Below are 16,369 nucleotides of genomic sequence, written 5' to 3' on the forward strand. Positions count from 1 at the left end.
CTTCCATCCCCGCCACCACCTGCCCCCGCCCCGGCTACCCTGCTGGTGAGAGGGTCATGGGGGGATGGAGGCCAGGTGTCGGGCAGCGCGGATCAGGGGCGCCATCCGGCTCTCCCCCAACTCCGGCTCGACCAGCTCCTCGACGAGCTCCAGGCGCGGCTGGACGCGGCCCGCTCCACCCAGGGCCGGATGCACAGCCTCCTGGAGGCCGTGCTCAGCGTGGGCCGCGAGCTGGACCTGGAGCAGGTGCTGCGCCGGATCGTGGAGTCCGCGGTGGTGCTGGCCGACGCGGAGTACGGCGCGCTGGGCGTGGTCGACCGGCATCGGCTCTCGCAGTTCCTGCCGGTGGGCATGTCCGAGGAACAGGCGTACCGCATCGGCCCGTTACCCAGTGGCCATGGACTGCTCGGCGAGCTGATCCGCCACCCCCAGCCGCTGCGGCTCACCGATCTGTCGGAGCATCCGGCCAGCTACGGCTTCCCCGAGCACCATCCGCCGATGCGCTCGTTCCTGGGCGTCCCGATCCGGGTCCGTGACGAGGTCTTCGGGAACCTCTACCTGACCGAGAAGCGCGGCGGCGCCCAGTTCGACGCCGATGACGAGGCGGTGCTGGCCACCTTGTCGGTCGCCGCCGGGGTGGCCATCGACAACGCCCGGCTGTACCACGAGAGCCGGCGCCGTGAGCAGTGGCTGGAAGCGCTCGGCGTCATCACCCGTACGCTGCTGGCGGGCACCTCGGCCGGCGAGGTGCTGAGCCTGATCGCCCGGCTCGCCCTCCAGGTGGCCCTGGCCGACTCGGCGGCGATCCTGCTGCCGGCCACCGGCACGGACTCGCTGATGGTCGAGGTGGCCGAGGGGCATGACGCCGAGCTCATCGGCGGGCTCGTGGTGCCGTCCGACGGCTCGCTGGCCGGGCTCGCGGCCCGCACCGGACGCCCCGCGGTCGCCTCGGACGTACGGGTGGACTCGCGGGCCCGGTCCTGGCCGCTGCCGGCTCCGGAGAGCGAGTTCGGCCCGGTGGTGGCCGTACCGCTGGTCGCGAGCGAGCGGGCCTCCGGTGCGCTGCGGCTGTGCCGGCTGGCCGGGCGGCAGCCGTTCGACGACCACGAGGTGGAGCTGCTCTCGGGGTTCGCGGCGCAGGCGGCCCTGGCCCTGGAACTGGCCCGGCACCGCGCCGAGTCCGAGCATATGGCGCTGCTCCAGGACCGGGACCGGATCGCCCGGGACCTCCACGATCTGGCCATTCAGCGGCTCTTCGCCACCGGGCTCACCCTGCAGAGCGCGGGCCGGCTGATCGAGCGCCCGGAGGCGGCCGAACGGGTGGGGCGGGCCGTGGACGACCTGGACGAGACCATAAAGATCATCCGCTCCACGATCTTCGCGCTGCGCACGGTCGGGGACGACGGCGGCGAACCCGCCACGCTGCGGCGCCGGCTGGTCAAGGCCGTCCGCTCGGCCTCGGACACCCTGGGCTTCACCCCGTCGCTGCTGTTGGACGGCCCGGTGGACACCGATGTGCCGGACGAGACCGGCGACCATGTGCTGGCGGTGCTGGCCGAGGCGCTCAGCAACACGGTGCGGCACGCCCACGCCCAGCGGGTGGAGGTGCGGCTGACCGTCGGCGCCGACATCACCCTGGAAGTCACGGACAACGGGGTGGGCACCGGGGGCGCCGCACCCAGCGGCGGACTGGTCAATATGCGGTCCCGGGCCGAACTCCTGGGCGGCACTTTGGACATCGAGGAGCCCGAGGCGGGCGGCACCCGGCTGGTCTGGCGGGTCCCCCTGCACCGCCGACGGCCCGCCGGAACAGCGAAGGGACTGACCCCGTGATATTGCTCTCTCTCCACCGAATACTGCGCATATCCGGCCCGCCATGCGGTACTCACGAATGGGGAAGGGGGTATGTGATCCATGCGAATGATCTGGGGGCTGTGGCGCTGGCGGCGCAACCTGCTGCGCCGTAAGACGGATGTGATGGAGGCGTGCGCGGCGCTGATCGCCGCGGCGCTCATCCTGCTCGTCGCCCCCATCGTCGGCTGGACGTCGGGGTCCCTGGCACACGGGGCGCTGGTGAAGGCCGCGCAGAAGCAGCGGGCCGAGCGTCATCCGCTCTCGGCCACCGTGGTGAAGGTGCTGCCGCATCCACCCATCGACTCCGATCCGGAGACCGCTTCCGCGAGAGACGCCCATCGCCGCGTCCTCGCCCGCTGGACGGGGCCGGACGGCAGCAGACACGAGGGCACGCTGGGTGCCCACCCCGGCGCGGATCCCGGTGAGCGGTTCCGGATCTGGACCGATGACCACGGCCGCCCGGTGGGCCGCCCGCTGGACACCGCGACGGCGGCCACCCATGCCGTGCTGGCCGGGATCGGCGCGGCCGGGGTGACGGCGGTCCTGGTGGACGGCGCCCGGCGGCTGGTCGTATGGCGGCTCATGCGGCGGCGCTACACACAGTGGGACACCGCGTGGGAGCGAGCCGGTCAGGACTGGGGACGGGCGGACGCCGACAGCTGACCTGTGCGAGCGGGCTACATCCGGCCGGGAGTTGTCATACGAACACACAACTCCCCCCGTGCTCCACAGCCAGGTCAACTCATGGCGCCTCGCGCACGCTACGGTGGGGCATTCCATATGCGCAGCGGCAGTCAGCAGCGGCGGTCAGGCGCGCACACCGGCAACGCACGAGGTGGGGGCACAGCAGCACCATGGCACAGGGCTCGGTCGTCCAGGTGACGCACAGCGGGACGTCGCGGTGGCGGCGCCGCACCGGAGAGTACGCCTCCCTCACGGCGGCCCTGGAGGCCGCCGGGGACGGTGATGTGCTCTCCATCTCGCCCGGCACCTACCGCGAGAATCTGGTGGTGGGCCGGGCCGTCACCCTGCGCGGGCCCGAGGGCTCGGCACGCGGTTCGGTGCGGATCGCGCCGGTCGACGGAGTCGCCCTGACGATACGGGCCTCCGCCGTGGTCCAGGATCTGCATGTCGAGGGCCAGGACTCGGCCGCCCCCGCGCTGCTGATCGAGGACGGCACCCCGGAGCTGACGGACGTACGGGTCGCCACGCGCTCGGCGGTCGGCATCGAGGTGCGCGGCGGCGCCCGCCCGACCGTGCGGCGCTGCACCGTGGACAACCCCGCGGGCGTCGGGCTCAGCGTGCTGGACGGCGCGGGCGGGGTGTTCGAGGAGTGCGAGGTGGTGGCCGCCGGGCAGTCCGGGGTGGCGGTGCGCGGCGGCGCCCGTCCGCGCCTGGACCGCTGCCGGGTGCACCACGCCTCCGGGGCGGGGTTCTCGCTGACCGGCGAGGGCTCCTCGCTGGAGGCCGTCGGCTGTGAGGTGTACGAGATCCGGGGCGCCGGGGTGCAGGTCTCCGGCCGCGCGACCGGGAATCTGACCGACTGCCGGGTGCACCGCACGACGGCCGACGGCGTCAATCTGGACACGGACGCGGTGCTCACGCTCGCGGACTGCGAGATCCATGACATCCCGGAGAACGCGATCGATCTGAGGTCGCGTTCGGTGCTGACGCTGACCCGCTCCACGGTCCGCCGGTTCGGGCGCAACGGCCTGTCGGTGTGGGACCCGGGCACCCGGGTGGACGCCAACCAGTGCGAGCTGCACGAGAGCACCGGCGACTATCCGGCGGTGTGGGTGAGCGACGGGGCGACCGCCGTGCTCGACTCGTGCCGGGTGCGCGAGGTGCCGGACGCGCTGTTCGTCCTGGACCGGGGGTCGCGGGTCGATGTGGTCGACAGCGATCTGTCCCAGGTGCGCTCCACCGCGGTCTCGGTCAGCGACGGGGCCATCGTCCAGCTCGACGACTGCCGCATCCGGGAGGCGGCCACCGGCGCCTGGTTCCGCGACCACGGCAGCGGCGGCACGCTCGCCAACTGCACCATAGACGGCGCCGCCACCGGAGTGATCGTCACCAAGGGCGCCGATCCGACGGTCGAGCGCACCACGGTCTCCGGGCCGACGGAGGCCGGGTTCTACGTCTCCGCCGAGGGCCGCGGCACCTTCACCGGCTGCCGGGTGACCGGCAGCGGTGGCTATGGCTTCCACGTCATCGACGGCTGCCGCACCACCCTGACCCGGTGCCGTACGGAGCGGTGTGCGCGCGGGGGCTACGAGTTCTCCGAGGCGGGGCCCATCGTCGAGGACTGCACCAGCGACGAGAGCGCCACCACGGCGCTGGGCTCCCCCGGCGCGCCCATCCAGCCCCAGGTCACCGCGCCCGCCGTGGAGACCGCCTCGACGGGCGGGCTGCTGGGCGGCGTCCCGGCGCAGCGAGCCGCCCAGACCTCCGCGCCCGCCGCCGAGCCCCCGGTCGCCGTCCGCCCGTCCACGGCGGTGCTGGGCGAACTGGACGCGCTGGTCGGGCTGGAGAGCGTCAAGCGCGAGGTGCGGGCCCTCACCGACATGATCGAGGTGGGCCGGCGGCGTCAGGAGGCCGGGCTCAAGGCCGCCTCCGTCCGCCGCCATCTGGTCTTCACCGGCTCCCCCGGTACCGGTAAGACCACGGTGGCCCGGCTCTACGGGGAGATCCTGGCCTCCCTCGGGGTGCTGGAGCGCGGCCATCTGGTGGAGGTCTCCCGGGTGGACCTGGTCGGTGAGCACATCGGCTCCACGGCCATCCGCACCCAGGAGGCGTTCGACCGGGCGCGCGGCGGGGTGCTGTTCATCGACGAGGCGTACGCCCTCTCCCCGGAGGACTCCGGCCGGGACTTCGGCCGGGAGGCCATAGACACCCTGGTGAAGCTGATGGAGGACCACCGGGACGCGGTCGTGGTCATCGTCGCGGGGTACACGGCGGAGATGGAGCGCTTCCTGTCCGTCAACCCCGGTGTGGCCTCCCGCTTCTCGCGCACCATCACCTTCGGCGACTACAGCCCGGAGGAGTTGCTGCGGATCGTGGAGCAGCAGGCCGAGGAGCATGAGTACCGGATCGGAGAGGGCGCTTCGGAGGGGCTGCTGAAGTACTTCACGGCGCTCCCCAAGGGCCCCGCGTTCGGCAACGGCCGCACCGCCCGGCAGACCTTCGAGGCGATGGTGGAGCGGCACGCGGGCCGGGTCGCCCAGCTGAGCGACCCGACCACGGACGACCTCACACTGCTCTATCCCGAGGACCTGCCGGAGCTCATCTGACCGGCGGCCTCCTCCGCGGGGGGCGGCGTCTGCTCCGGGAGCCGGGCCAGCAGCCCGGCCCGCTCCCGGTCGAAGACGGGATCGGCCTGGTAGTCGCCGTGCCCCAGGATGGGCGCGGGCAGCGGGTGTTCGGTCGTCCGGCCGTAGGCCAGCGGGTCCTTGAGGGCGTCGCAGTCGACCTCGGGCCCGCTGCCGTCGGGCAGCTTGATGGGGCCGCCGATCGGGTCGGTGTAGCGCCACAAGTTGCGCCAGCAGCGCACCTCGCCGTGGAGCGAGAGCAGTTGGCTGGGCCCGAAGTAGGCGGGGAACCAGCGCCCGTAGAGCCGCTCCAGCGGTGAGCCGTAGGTGAGCAGCGCGACCCGGCCGCGGGTGCGGTGGTCCACCTGCCAGACCGCGGCCGCGGCCAGCACACTGCCCTGGGAGTGGCCGGAGATGACCAGCCGACCGCCGTACCGGCGGGTCCAGGTCTCCATCCGCCAGGTGAGATCGGGAACGGCCCGCTCGGCGTAGCACGGCGGCGCGAAGGGGTGGGCGGCGCGCGGCCAGAAGGTGCCCACGTCCCACAGGATGCCGATGGTGCGGCGGGCTGAGGGGCTGCGGTAGGCGCGGCGGGCAAAGGTGACCAGCATCAGGAAGGCCAGCCCCATCAGCCAGGAGCCCAGCGCCTGCGCGGTCTGGGCGGCGGCGTCCACGACCCCGGGCGCGCCGTCGGCGGCCCGCCCCGGCACCTCGTTGGTGACCCAGGCCGCGGTGACGGCCAGGGCGCCGAACAGCAGGGTGAGCAACGCGACGGGGCCGACGATCCAGGGGACGGAGTCGGTGAGGCCCGCGCGGGCGATGGTGCTCGCGATCCGCCGGGTCCGTACGGCGTCGGGCCGCTCCCCCGGGTAGCCGTCCATGATGGTCGGCAACAGCCGGTCGCGCACCCGCCACACCCTTACGGTGAAGATCAGCAGCAGGACGACCAGGGCCAGCAGCAGCGCGGGGATGGCCGTGGCCAGCCAGGTCAGCAGCACCGGAGGCGCTATCCCCGGCCCCTCGCCCGGGGTGCCGCCGCCGTCGAGCCAGTCGGCGAAGCGCTGGGCGACACCGCCCGCGAGCACCGCGCCGAGCCCACAGGCGAGCACCGCGACGGCGGGCCCGGCGAGCCCGTACAGCGGGGTGCGGCCGGGCGCGGCCCGGTGGAGGACCAGGGCGCACACCGCCATGATCACGATCAGCGCGCCCTCCCCGATGGCGATGGCGCAGAACGCCTGGTTGCCCGGCAGCTGGTCGGTGGAGACCCAGCCGGGGCGGGACCAGCCGGCGTACAGGACGGAGAGCGCCAGCACCCCGAGGGCGGCGCCGGGCAGCGCGGTGATGGTGAGGCGGTCCAGGTTCGCGTCGACCTTGGTCTCACTGCGGCCGCGGTAGCAGACCACGGCCACCACCGTGACCGCGCCCGCGCAGAGCAGCGTCAGCAGCGCCCACCCCGCGGCGTCCTGCGGCCCGCTGCCGCCCGGTTCGCGGTCGTAGGTGGTGGTGGGCAGGGTCAGGCCCGCCGCGATGGTGAGGAAGCCGGCGGCGGTGTGCGCGGCGCGCAGCCGGGCGACGATCCTGCGGCCGTACCAGAAGCCGGGCAGGCACAGCGCGGGGCGGTTGCCCGCCTCGGGCGCGGACTCGTCGACCGGGCGCTCCAGCGGCGGGGACGACTCGTACGCGCTCCAGGTGCGGTTCGACAGGTACCACAGCAGTCCGGTGAGCGCGCCGGGCAGCACCGCGGCGAGCGCGAGCCTGCGGCCGGGCTGGCTCCACCAGCCGTGGTTCTCCGGGGACAGGAAGCCGAGCCAGGACTTGCCCCCGGCGCAGTCGGCCGAACCGGCGCACTGCCAGGCGACCAGGTCCAGGGCCACCTCGCAGGCCCCGGCGATCAGCAGCACGGTCAGGGTGAGCGCCACGAGCCGGACCAGCAGGCCGTAGGTGCGCACGGTCCGCTCGCGGCGGTCGGCCGGGGGCCGCATCCAGTGGGCGAGGTTGGCGACCATGAACGGCAGTAAAAGCAGCCACAGCGCGCGGGAGCCGTTGCCCGAGGTGAGGTTGCACCAGACGTACGCCTCACGGATCGGGCCGTCGCGGTCCGGGCCCTCGCGGTCCTCCGGCGGGCGCTGCTCGGCGTCGATGTCGTCCGCCCTGCGGTAGACCGCCGCGGTCTCGTCGCCGGTGACCAGGCTGGTGCGCGGATCGCCCAGCATCTCCTCGGGGGTGGTGCCGCCCACTCCGTGGACGAGGAGTTCCAGATCGGGTGGCGGCGCCCCGCCCTTGCGGGCTGTCTTCGCCTGTTCCGCAGCGTCGGCCGGTGTGTCCGTACGCATGGTCGATGGCACCGTGTCCCCCGATCCCGGTGTGGTGCGGTCGTGCTGGCTCCAGGATTGTGCCCATCGGCCACCGTCCCCGACCCTGACACGGCGGGCGTGGCGAAATCGTAACCCCGGGTGCACCGGCGCTCGGCTGTCCTCACCTCGTGCGAAGATGAACGCTCGGCCGACGAGGGCCGACCGGAGGGAGACGAGGCAGGGTGAGCGACAACCAGAACCTGCTGGCGGAGCAGCGGCGTGCCCTGATTCTCGATGAGGTCAGGCGGCGCGGCGGGGTGCGGGTCAACGAGCTGACGCGCAAGCTCAATGTCTCGGACATGACGGTTCGTCGCGATCTGGACGCGCTGGCCCGGCTGGGCGTGGTGGAGAAGGTGCACGGCGGGGCCGTGCCGGTGGCCGAGGCGAGCACGTACGAGCCCGGGTTCGAGGCCAAGTCGGGCCTCGAGCTGAGCGCCAAGGAGGACATCGCCAAGGCGGCGGCCGCGATGGTCACGCCGGGCACCGCGATCGCCCTGGCCGGCGGCACCACGGCCTTCGCACTGGCCCAGCAGTTGCTGGAGGTGCCCGACCTGACGGTGGTCACGAACTCGGTCCGGGTGGCCGATGTGTTCTACAACGCCCAGCGGTCGGCGGCGCTCGGCGGGGTGGGCCCGCGCCCGGGCGCGGCCACCGTCGTGCTCACCGGCGGGGTGCGGACACCGTCGGACACGCTGGTGGGGCCGGTCGCGGACGCGGCGGTGCGCTCCCTCCACTTCGATGTGCTGTTCCTCGGGGTGCACGGCATATCGGTGGAGGCGGGTCTGTCGACGCCGAACCTCGCGGAGGCGGAGACCAACCGCCACTTCGTCAGGGCCGCGCGGCGGGTGGTGGTGGTCGCGGACCACACCAAGTGGGGCACGGTGGGGCTGAGTTCGTTCGCCTCGCTGGACCAGGTGGACGCGCTGGTCACGGACCCGGGGCTGCCGGAGGAGGCACGGGCGGAGATCTCCGAGTATCTGCCGGAGCTGGTGGTGGCGGGCGAGCCGGTCCGCACCGCAGACATCTGACACCCCGCCAGTTATCGTGTGTCCATGACACACCGGTTGCGTTCCGTCGGGCTGGAGTACGCCGAGACCGCCCCGGTGCGGCTCGTCTTCGTCGCCAAGATCCCGGCCGCCCCCGAGGCGGTGTTCGAGGCGTTCACCGATGTCGAGGGCTGGCCCCGGTGGTTCCGGCAGGTGAGGGACGCCCGCTCCACGGACGGCGGCAAGCGACGGGAGATCCGCCTCATGGGCGGCACCCGCTTCCGCGAGACGGTCATGGCGGCGGATCCGTACGAGCGCTACGCCTACCGCGTCGACGAGACCAACGTGCCGGGGCTGCGGGCGCTGCTCGAGGAGTGGACGCTGCGGCCCTCGGACGGCGGGACCGTGGTGCGCTATGTCTTCGCGGTGGACGGCACGGCGGTGCTGCGCGGTGCCGTCCGGGCGATGCGGCCGGGTCTGCGGCGCGCGTTCCACCAGGCGGTGCGGAACCTGGACCGGATGGTGGCGGCGGTCTGACGACGGCCGTAAGGACGTGACGGCGGCCATGCACGCCGCCTGACGACGGCCGTAAGGACGTGACGGCGGCCATACGCGCGCCTGACGACGGCCGTAAGGGCGGCGGTCAGTCCGTCCAGTTGCCGGTGGTGAGGAAGATGTCGAGCGTCTTCACATACAGCTCGATGTCCAGCCCCTGCTCCTCGAGCCACGCGTCCGAGTAGTACTTGTCCAGATACCGCTCCCCCGGATCGCACAGCAGCGTCACCACGCTCCCGGTCCGCCCGGCGGCGACCATCTCCGCGACGATCCGCAGCGCGCTCCACAGCCCCGTCCCCGTGGAGCCGCCCGCCTTACGGCCGATGGCCCGCTCCAGGGCGCGCACGGCCGCGACGCTCGCCGCGTCCGGGACCTTCATCATCCGGTCGATCGCGCCCGGTACGAAGCTGGGCTCCATCCGGGGACGGCCGATGCCCTCGATGCGTGAGCCGTGGTCGCTGGAGGCGTGGGCGTCATGGTGCACCCAGCCGTCGAAGAAGCAGGAGTTCTCCGGGTCGGCGACGCACACCCGGGTGTCGTACTGCATGTAGTGGACATAGCGGGCGATGGTCGCCGAGGTGCCACCGGTGCCCGCCGTGGCCACGACCCACGCCGGTTCGGGATAGCGCTCCAGACGAAGCTGCTGATAGATCGACTCGGCGATGTTGTTGTTGCCCCGCCAGTCCGTGGCCCGCTCGGCGTAGGTGAACTGGTCCATGTAGTGGCCCCCGGATTCCGCCGCGAGAGCGGCGGACTCCTCGTACATCGTCCGTGGGTCGTCCACGAAATGGCACTGGCCGCCATGGAATTCGATCAGGCGGCACTTCTCCCGGCTGGTCGTGCGGGGCATCACCGCGATGAAGGGCACCCCGATCAGCTTGGCGAAGTACGCCTCGGATACGGCGGTGGAGCCGCTGGACGCCTCGATCACGGGCTTGCCCGGCCGGATCCAGCCGTTGCACAGCCCATAGAGGAACAGCGAGCGTGCCAGGCGGTGCTTGAGACTTCCCGTGGGGTGGGTGGACTCGTCCTTGAGGTAGAGGTCGATCCCCCAGCGCTCGGGCAGCGGAAAGCTCAGCAGATGGGTGTCCGCGGACCGCTGGGCGTCGGCCTGCACCTTGCGGACGGCGTCCTTCAGCCACTCGCGGTAGCCGTGGTCGCTGCGGTCCACGTCGATCGTCTCGATACTGCCGCGCGCCGTGCCGTCCAACGCCCACTCCTTCTGCTTGTGCCTCATGCCCAGCCCAGGTGGCATACTCATGCCGTTTCGATCCTCATTGTCCCCCAGTGCGCCCTGGTGTCCGGGGCCGGTCACGGGCACACTGCGCAACAGGGAAAATGAGAGGCGGCGGCACAGTGCCAGTCGGAGCCATCGGGGAGGCGGTTGTGATGGCCGATACGGAGTTCAACGCCAGGGGAGTGCGGATCGAGCGGTTCCTGCGCTCGGTGACCCGCGCCGGACAGGTCATGATCAAGGACGGCAGGCTGCAGTTGCTGACCAGTTACGGCAGCGAGATCGACAGCGCGCCCGTGCAATCGGTGCGGGCGAGCAAGCCCTGGTTCGTGGACGGGGACCAGGCCATGGCCACCGTGAACGGCACCCGTTACCGCCTCACCCTCGGCTCGCAGGACGCCAAGTCCACCGCTGCCAAGTCCGGCTCGGGCGCCGCCAGCCGCTTCCTCGACGCCGTCCGGTCTGCCCGGGGGCATGCCCCGAAGAGGTGAGGCGGCCGAGTTGCGCGTGCGCGCGGTGGGACCGACCCTGGACGAGTATCAGTATCACTGAGGGTCAACAAGCGGTGACGCTGAGAACCGTCCCACCGGTCGCGCCCAGCAGCCACCACTGCTGAACGTGTTCGTCGCCCGCATCTGAATCAGGCTAGCCCCACGTCTTCAGGGAGTCGCAGCCGTGATCAGTCGTCCTAGCAGGCATTGCACGGTGGAGCTGCAGGCCCTGCCGTCGCGGATCGGACAGGTCCGCAGAATCGTGTCGGCGCAGTTGCGCTACTGGCATCTGGATCCGCTCATCGACCCGGCGGCGCTCGGCGTCACCGAACTGCTCACCAATGTCCATCGGCACGCCCAGCCGGACAAGCAGTGCACGGTGGAGATCGTTCTCATGCTGGACCGGCTGACCGTTTCGGTCCGCGACCAGGATCCGCGACTGCCTCGCGTCCAGGCGTGCGATCCCTTCGCCACCCACGGCAGGGGGCTCGCGCTGGTCGCGGCCGTCAGCCAGAGCTGGGGGATGCAGGCGCGGGACGACGGCGGCGGGAAGGTCGTCTGGTTCACGCTGGCCGTGCCGCTGCCCACCGCCACCGCCAAGCCGCCCCTCGCCTCGCCTGGAACGGGCCGCACCGCTGGAACGGGCCGCACCGCGCCGCGCCTTCGTACGCGTACGGACGCCTCCCGTCCGGCGCCGGCGCCCACCGCGCCCCGCACCGGCCCCGGGCCCGCACCCGAGCCTGTCGTCACCCCGGCACCGGCGCCCGTCGCCCCGATACCCGTCACCCCGGCACCGGCGCCCGCGCCCGTCGCCCCCGAACCCGTCGCCGCCGCACCGGCCCCCACTGCCGCCGTCGCACCGGCCCCGGCCCCGGCTCCGACTCCGGCCCCGGCCCCCGCACCGGCCGCTCCGGCGCCCGCGGTGCGCGAGCGGGCCCCCGCGGCCGCCCGGTCGGCAGCCTCCCGCTGAGCACGCGAGCGTCCCGCCTCCGGCGAGGCGGGACAGCCCGGACAGACCCGGCGGACCGTACGGCCCGGCCTCCGCCGTCAGAGGGCCCCGCCCTTCGTCGCGTGGCGGCCGAACTGCTCGTCCAGGACCGACAGTCGGCGCCAGTACTCGTCCTCGTCGATCTCACCGGCCGCGAAGCGACGGCCCAGCACCGCGATCGGCGATCGCTCGCCGAAGTCCACGGGGCCGGGGCCGTGCCGCCAGGGGGCGCGTCCGCGCCATCCGGCGCGCCGCAGCACGAAGACCGCGCCGCCGACGACCAGCGCCCACATCAGTGGGAAGAGCAGAATCCAGGGTCCGGGGCCATCGCCGTCGGCGAAGCCGTGCGCCAGGGTGGTCATGGTGATCGCGCTCCTCTGGAGTGGTTTCTCATGGCCCTCGTCTCGTGGCCACTCCCGAGGATCACTCCCTTACGGTGCCCCGGTCGTCGTACGGCCGACGACAGTTCCGGTACCTCCCGGGGAGTACGCGCAGCGGCCCGGCCGCTCTGTACCTACTAGTGTGTACGATCGAAGGAGCCGAGGACGACCGCATGCGAACACACACCCCGCCGACAGGAGTTCACCGATGCTCGCCATGCAGTACCGGATCACCCTGCCCGCCGACTACGACATGAAGATCATCCGGCGCCGGGTGGAGACGAAAGGGCCGCTGCTCGACGGCTTCTCAGGGCTGGGCCTCAAGGCGTACGGCATCCGGGAGCGCGGGGTGGACGGCTCGCCGGTCCATCAGTACGCGCCGTTCTATCTGTGGACCGCGCCCGAGGCCATGAACCGCTTTCTGTGGGGCCCCGGATTCCAGGGCATCGTCCGGGACTTCGGCAGACCCTCGGTCGAGCACTGGCAGGGGCTCGCGTTCGAGCGGGGCCCGGCCGCGGGCACCGTGCCGCGCGCCGCCACCCGCCACGCCGAGCCGGTCCCGGCCGCCGCCGACCCCGCCTCCGCCGTCGAGGGCGCGCTGGCGCGGCTGGCCGAGCGCGCCCGTAAGGACGGCGTCCACACCACGGCCCTCGGCATCGACCCGCGCGGCTGGGAGCTGATCCACTTCACGCTCTGGGAGGACTCCGCACCGACGTCGGAGCCCGGCGACCGCTACCAGGTGCTCCATCTGTCGACCCCGGACCTGGAGGCGCTCCCCCGGGGGCGGCAGTGGTGACCGCTGGACGGGTCAGCCCACGCCCAGGGCCGCCAAGGGGTCGTCCAGCACCGGCTGCCACGCCAACTCCGCCGCCCCGACCAGGCTGTTGTGGTCCAGCGTGCAGGGCAGAATCGGCACGCCCCCGCTGCGGCCCCACAGGCTGCGCTCCGCCACCACCGCGCGCAGCCGCTCCGGATCGGCCTCCAGGAGCTCGCGGTGCAGCCCGCCGAGGATGATGCGGTCCGGGTTGAGGATGTTGACCAGGCCGGCGAGGCCGAGGCCGAGGCGGTCGATGAGCTGCTCGGTGGCCGCCCTTACGGACGGCGCCGTGGCGTACTCCTCGCGCAGCAGATCGCGAGCCTGTTGCAGCAGGGACACCTCCGGGCCCGGTTCGCGCCCGGCCGCCGTGAGGAAGGCGAGCGGATCGGCCTCGATGTCCAGACAGCCGCGGCTGCCGCAGTGGCAGGGCGGGCCCTCGGGGTTGACGGTCAGATGGCCCACCTCGAGGGCCAGCCCCGCGCTCCCCGTGTGCAGCCGTCCGTCGAGCACCAGCGCGCCACCGACGCCCCGGTGCCCGGTGGCGACGCAGAGCAGATGCTGGGCGCCGCCGCCCGCGCCATGGCGGTGTTCGGCGAGCGCGGCCAGGTTGACGTCATTGCCCGCGAAGCCGGTGACCGGCTCACCGTCGTCGCCGCGGATCCCGGCCGCGGCCAGGCTGCGGCTGAACAGCTCGCGCACCGGGGCGCCCGCGGGCCAGGCGACGTGCAGCGGGTTCAGGGCGGTGCCCTCCGGTTCGGCGACCGCGGACGGGACGGCGAGCCCCGCGCCCACACAGCGGCGGCCGGTCTCCCGCAGCAGCCGGACACCGGCCTCGACGACCGCGTCGATCACATGCGCCGGGTCCGCGGGTACGGTCATGCAGCCGGGCGCGGTGGCCACGGTCTGCCCGCCGAGCCCGACCAGCGCCGCCCGGAAGCCGTCGGCGTGCACCTGGGCGGCGAGCGCGACCGGCCCGTGCGGCGCGATCGACAGCCGGTGCGAGGGACGGCCCTGTGCCCCGGCGGCCCCGAGCGGCCGTGAGTCGACCCGGATCAGCCCGAGCGCCTCCAACTCGGCGGCGACGGCGCCCGCGGTCGCGCGGGTCACCCCGAGTTCGGCGGTGAGCACGGCGCGGGTGGGGGCGCGGCCGGTGTGGACGAGTGCCAGTGCCGGGCCAAGAGCGCTTCGGCCGCGCTCGAGCCTTGTCCGTGTCTGGGTCACGCCTCTATTCTCACTTTGTGCCGACTCCAAACAAAATACGGACGGCCATCCCGGGCGTGCGCCGCTCCGTCTCCACCGACCGCGACCTCGCCCGACTCCGCGCCGCCATCACCGCGTTCTTCTTCATGGACGGATTCGTGTTCGCCGGGTGGGTCGCCCGGATCCCCGCGATCAAGGACCAGACCAGCGCCTCGGAGGGCGCGCTGGGGCTGGCGCTGCTCGGCGTGTCCGCGGGCGGTACGGCCACGATGATGGCCACCGGACGCCTGTGCCGCCGCTTCGGCAACCATCCGACGACGGTGGCCGCCGGTGTGCTGCTCGCGGGCTCCGTCGCGCTGCCGCCGCTGACCCACTCCGCGCTCGCCCTCGGGCTGGTGCTGCTGGTCTTCGGCACCGGGTTCGGCGCGCTCAACGTGGCCATGAACAGCGCGGCGGTCGACCTCATAGCCGCCCTGCGCCGCCCGGTCATGCCCAGCTTCCACGCCGCGTTCAGCCTGGGCGGGATGGCCGGGGCCGGGCTGGGCGGGCTGATCGCCGATCAGCTCTCCCCCACCCGCCATCTGTCGCTGCTCGCGGTCTTCGGGCTGCTGCTCGCGGCGGCCGCGGGCCGGACGCTGCTCTCGCTGCCGGTGCCCACGCCGCGGGGCGGCACGGGGCCCGCGGCCGAGTCCGAGCAGACCGCCGGCCTCGAGTCGTCCCCCGATGTGCGGCGGCCGGGCGGCGCCCGGTGGCTCGTCGCCGTGTTCGGCCTGATCGCCCTCTGCACGGCGTACGGCGAGGGCGCGATGGCCGACTGGGCCGCACTCCATCTGCACCAGGACCTCGACGCGTCCGCCGGGCTCGCCGCCGCGGGCTACGCCGTCTTCGCCCTGATGATGGCCGTCGGGCGGCTGAGCGGAACCATGCTGCTCGAACGGCTCGGCCAGACCAGGACCTTGATCGCGGGCGGCGCCACGGCCACGGCCGGAATGCTGCTGGGCTCGCTCGCGCCCACGATCTGGCTCGCGCTCCTCGGCTTCGCGGTCACCGGGCTGGGGCTGGCCAACCTCTTCCCCGTCGCCATCGCGCGGGCGGGCGCGCTGACCGGGCCGGGCGGGGTCGCCGCGGCCTCCACGCTCGGCTACGGCGGCATGCTGCTGGGCCCGCCGACGATCGGCTTCCTCGCCGACTGGTACTCGCTGCCGGTCGCGCTCACCACGGTCGCCGCGCTGGCCGCCGTGGCGGCGGTCGTCGCGTACGGCACGCGGAATGCCGCGCGCACGGCCGGAAGCTGACATCGCGTCCGCCCCGGCCCGGCGTTGTCAGAGGCGGCTGGCATGATTCCGACATGGAGACTGCCGAGTTGATCGAAATCGTCGACCGCGAGGGCCGGTCGCTGGCCGACGCCGCGGCCGAGGCCGGGGTGGACGCCCCCGTGCCCACCTGCCCCGACTGGCGCGTCCGTGATCTGCTGTCGCACATCGGCCGGGTGCACGGCTGGGCCGCCCGGTTCGTCGCCGAGGGTCTGACCGAGCCGGTCCGGCCGGCGGTCGAGGCGGCACCGGCCGACGCCGAGCTGGTGTCGTGGTACCGCGAGGTCCATGGCCGTCTTGTCGACGTCCTCACCCATGCCGACCCCGAGGTGAAGTGCTTCACCTTCCTGCCCTCGGAGAACCCGCTGGAGTTCTGGGCCCGGCGCCAGGCCCATGAGACGGCCATCCACCGGATCGACGCGGAGTCGGCCCGGGGCGGGGACTTCTCGCCGTTCACCCCGGAGTTCGCGGCCGACGGGGTCGATGAGCTGCTGGCCGGTTTCCACAGCCTGGACCGGTCCCGGGTGCGCACGGACACCCCGCGCACGCTCCGGGTGCGGACCACGGACCAGGGCGCGGTCTGGACGATGCGGCTGTCCCAGGACGCTCCGCGCACCGAGCGCCACGGCGAGGGGGCGGCAGACTGCGAGCTCAGCGGCCCGGCCCGCGACCTCTATCTCGCGCTCTGGAACCGGCTGCCGATCACGGCGCTGACCACGGAGGGGGACGAGAAGCTGGCCGAGCTGTGGCGGGAGCACTCGGGGATCTGACCTCCCGACCGCCCGGGGCGCGACCACACCACTCGGGTCGCGCCCACCGCCCGGGGACGCGTGCCACTCGGTTGCGCCCACCGCCCGGGGACGCGCGCCACTCGGTTGCGCCCACCGCT

13 protein-coding genes and 1 pseudogene are annotated in these 16,369 nt (G+C 73.2%); 10 read left to right on the plus strand and 4 right to left on the minus strand.

From position 1 onward, the window contains the following. Positions 1-75: 75 nt before the first annotated feature. From NP777_RS07005 to NP777_RS07015, 3 genes are all read left to right on the plus strand, one after another. Positions 76-1,833: a GAF domain-containing sensor histidine kinase gene (locus tag NP777_RS07005; RefSeq protein WP_256649178.1), complete on the plus strand. Its 1,758-nt coding sequence runs from the start codon at positions 76-78 to the stop codon at positions 1,831-1,833. A gap of 81 nt (positions 1,834-1,914) precedes the next feature. Next, positions 1,915-2,517, plus strand: a complete 603-nt coding sequence (locus NP777_RS07010; RefSeq protein ID WP_256649179.1) for an Rv1733c family protein — start codon at positions 1,915-1,917, stop codon at positions 2,515-2,517. Positions 2,518-2,708: 191 nt separating this feature from the next. Then, positions 2,709-5,144, plus strand: a complete 2,436-nt coding sequence (locus tag NP777_RS07015) for a right-handed parallel beta-helix repeat-containing protein (RefSeq protein ID WP_256649180.1) — start codon at positions 2,709-2,711, stop codon at positions 5,142-5,144. Here NP777_RS07015 and NP777_RS07020 read toward each other — a convergent pair. After that, positions 5,114-7,495, minus strand: coding sequence for a hypothetical protein (locus NP777_RS07020; RefSeq protein WP_391858468.1), 2,382 nt, complete (start codon positions 7,493-7,495; stop codon positions 5,114-5,116). The genes NP777_RS07015 and NP777_RS07020 overlap by 31 nt on opposite strands. 203 nt (positions 7,496-7,698) lie before the next feature. Between NP777_RS07020 and NP777_RS07025 the strand changes: the two genes are divergently transcribed. Both NP777_RS07025 and NP777_RS07030 read left to right on the plus strand, forming a co-directional pair. Further along, positions 7,699-8,544: a DeoR/GlpR family DNA-binding transcription regulator gene (locus NP777_RS07025; RefSeq protein WP_256649181.1), complete on the plus strand. Its 846-nt coding sequence runs from the start codon at positions 7,699-7,701 to the stop codon at positions 8,542-8,544. Between the two features lie 24 nt (positions 8,545-8,568). Continuing rightward, positions 8,569-9,039 carry an SRPBCC family protein gene (locus tag NP777_RS07030; protein WP_256649182.1) on the plus strand — a complete coding sequence of 157 codons (471 nt, stop codon included), beginning with the start codon at positions 8,569-8,571 and terminating at the stop codon, positions 9,037-9,039. Between the two features lie 106 nt (positions 9,040-9,145). Here NP777_RS07030 and NP777_RS07035 read toward each other — a convergent pair whose 3' ends face one another. Next, a complete protein-coding gene (locus NP777_RS07035; RefSeq protein WP_256649493.1) occupies positions 9,146-10,294 on the minus strand; it encodes a PLP-dependent cysteine synthase family protein in 1,149 nt (382 codons plus the stop codon). 152 nt (positions 10,295-10,446) lie between these two features. On the opposite strand from NP777_RS07035, the gene NP777_RS07040 reads away from it, so the two are divergent. Further along, positions 10,447-10,782 carry a hypothetical protein gene (locus NP777_RS07040; RefSeq protein WP_256649183.1) on the plus strand — a complete coding sequence of 112 codons (336 nt, stop codon included), beginning with the start codon at positions 10,447-10,449 and terminating at the stop codon, positions 10,780-10,782. 184 nt (positions 10,783-10,966) lie between these two features. After that, positions 10,967-11,407: pseudogene (locus NP777_RS07045) on the plus strand (ATP-binding protein); the annotation flags it as partial. Between the two features lie 422 nt (positions 11,408-11,829). Here the strand turns inward: NP777_RS07045 and NP777_RS07050 are convergent. Next, complete coding sequence (locus NP777_RS07050; protein WP_256649184.1) at positions 11,830-12,132, minus strand: SHOCT domain-containing protein; 303 nt, start codon at positions 12,130-12,132, stop codon at positions 11,830-11,832. A gap of 226 nt (positions 12,133-12,358) precedes the next feature. Here NP777_RS07050 and NP777_RS07055 point away from each other — a divergent pair, with 226 nt between their 5' ends. Then, positions 12,359-12,946 (plus strand): DUF4865 family protein, encoded by a 588-nt coding sequence (locus NP777_RS07055; RefSeq protein WP_256649185.1) that lies wholly within the window; start codon positions 12,359-12,361, stop codon positions 12,944-12,946. 12 nt (positions 12,947-12,958) lie between these two features. On the opposite strand, the gene NP777_RS07060 is transcribed toward NP777_RS07055, so the two are convergent. Further along, on the minus strand, positions 12,959-14,188 hold the full coding sequence (locus tag NP777_RS07060; RefSeq protein ID WP_256649186.1) for an ROK family protein: 1,230 nt from the start codon (positions 14,186-14,188) through the stop codon (positions 12,959-12,961). 17 nt (positions 14,189-14,205) lie between these two features. Between NP777_RS07060 and NP777_RS07065 the strand changes: the two genes are divergently transcribed. Both NP777_RS07065 and NP777_RS07070 read left to right on the plus strand, forming a co-directional pair. After that, on the plus strand, positions 14,206-15,462 hold the full coding sequence (locus tag NP777_RS07065) for an MFS transporter (protein WP_256649187.1): 1,257 nt from the start codon (positions 14,206-14,208) through the stop codon (positions 15,460-15,462). A 53-nt stretch (positions 15,463-15,515) separates the two neighbouring features. Further along, the gene (locus NP777_RS07070; protein WP_256649188.1) at positions 15,516-16,250 is read left to right on the plus strand and encodes a maleylpyruvate isomerase family mycothiol-dependent enzyme; all 735 of its coding nucleotides are present in this window, start codon (positions 15,516-15,518) and stop codon (positions 16,248-16,250) included. The last annotated feature ends 119 nt before the right edge of the window (positions 16,251-16,369 follow it).

It is taken from the genome of Streptomyces rugosispiralis (assembly GCF_024505145.1).
Lineage (GTDB): Bacteria > Actinomycetota > Actinomycetes > Streptomycetales > Streptomycetaceae > Streptomyces > Streptomyces rugosispiralis.

What these genes read in the sequence shown, in the direction of transcription:
- NP777_RS07070 (WP_256649188.1), top strand. Translation starts at nt 15,516, where the DNA reads ATGGAGACTGCCGAGTTGATCGAAATCGTCGACCGCGAGGGCCGGTCG.
- NP777_RS07030 (WP_256649182.1), top strand. Translation starts at nt 8,569, where the DNA reads ATGACACACCGGTTGCGTTCCGTCGGGCTGGAGTACGCCGAGACCGCC.
- NP777_RS07040 (WP_256649183.1), top strand. Translation starts at nt 10,447, where the DNA reads ATGGCCGATACGGAGTTCAACGCCAGGGGAGTGCGGATCGAGCGGTTC.
- NP777_RS07055 (WP_256649185.1), top strand. Translation starts at nt 12,359, where the DNA reads ATGCTCGCCATGCAGTACCGGATCACCCTGCCCGCCGACTACGACATG.
- NP777_RS07010 (WP_256649179.1), top strand. Translation starts at nt 1,915, where the DNA reads ATGCGAATGATCTGGGGGCTGTGGCGCTGGCGGCGCAACCTGCTGCGC.
- NP777_RS07050 (WP_256649184.1), bottom strand. Translation starts at nt 12,132, where the DNA reads ATGACCACCCTGGCGCACGGCTTCGCCGACGGCGATGGCCCCGGACCC.
- NP777_RS07035 (WP_256649493.1), bottom strand. Translation starts at nt 10,294, where the DNA reads ATGAGGCACAAGCAGAAGGAGTGGGCGTTGGACGGCACGGCGCGCGGC.
- NP777_RS07020 (WP_391858468.1), bottom strand. Translation starts at nt 7,495, where the DNA reads ATGCGTACGGACACACCGGCCGACGCTGCGGAACAGGCGAAGACAGCC.
- NP777_RS07015 (WP_256649180.1), top strand. Translation starts at nt 2,709, where the DNA reads ATGGCACAGGGCTCGGTCGTCCAGGTGACGCACAGCGGGACGTCGCGG.